The 1,024-nt window shown below is 46.5% G+C and carries 2 protein-coding genes; both read left to right on the forward strand.

Annotated features, from left to right (window positions below):
- Window positions 1-204: DUF4381 domain-containing protein (locus tag R7P67_RS26605; protein ID WP_318086555.1), on the forward strand; the 204-nt coding region annotated here is incomplete at its 5' end.
- Window positions 197-1,024 (forward strand): VWA domain-containing protein (locus R7P67_RS26610; protein WP_318086556.1); only part of this gene is annotated, 828 nt, incomplete at its 3' end. The genes R7P67_RS26605 and R7P67_RS26610, both read left to right, overlap by 8 nt.

The following is a 1,024-nucleotide window of genomic DNA, read 5'->3' on the forward strand; positions in this document are numbered from 1 at the left end:
ATCGCCCCGTTAACTGGAATGGCATGGTATGAATTTCTCGACAGTCATACCAAAGAGACTCGATTCGTAGACAAACAACAACAGTGGCAAGCCGCGTTATATCAAAAGTCGCCTCAAGAGCAACATAAAGATTTGATCGACGATTGTGCCTTTTGGATAACTCACGCTTTGCCACCGAAGAAAAAGGCAAACACCCGTGACTGAGCAAACACTCATGACAGACCTTTCCCAATGGTTAAACATTGAATTTGTCTGGTGGTGGGCACTTTTTTTGTTGCCCTTACCTCTGCTGATTTACAAGCTTCTTCCTGAAGAAACTCGACAAGCAGAAATCAAACTGGCGTATTTGCCAGAAAGCAAAAACAGCCATAAACCTAAACAATGGCTACAAAAATCGTTAGCTGTAGGCGTTTGGACATTATTGGTCGTCGCTTGTGCGAGACCAGTTTGGTTTGGTGAACCTGTCGAGTTTCAACCTAAGTACCGAGACTTAATGCTGGTGGTTGACCTTTCAGGTTCCATGCAACAAGAGGACATGAACTTAGATGGCGAGTACATCGACCGACTCTCTGCCGTGAAAAAAGTGCTATCAGATTTTGTCGCGAAGCGAAAAGGTGATCGGCTTGGAGTAGTTCTATTTGGTGACCACGCGTACTTACAAACGCCACTGACGGCTGACCGACAAACCGTTATCCAACAAATCAAGCAAACCGTAATTGGCCTAGTTGGTCAACGAACCGCAATTGGCGATGGTATCGGCTTAGGAACAAAAACCTTTGTCGATAGCGATGCGCCCCAGCGCGTGATGATTTTGCTCAGTGACGGCAGTAACACCGCTGGTGTGTTAGATCCAATCGAAGCGGCTGAGATTGCGAAGAAATACAATGCCACTATTTATACCGTCGGCGTAGGTGCTGGCGAAATGATGGTGAAAGACTTTTTTATGACTCGTAAGGTCGACACCGCAGCCGACCTTGATGAACAAACGCTCACGAAGATTGCAGAAATGACTGGCGGGCAGTAC

This window comes from Vibrio sp. Vb0937 (genome assembly GCF_033338855.1).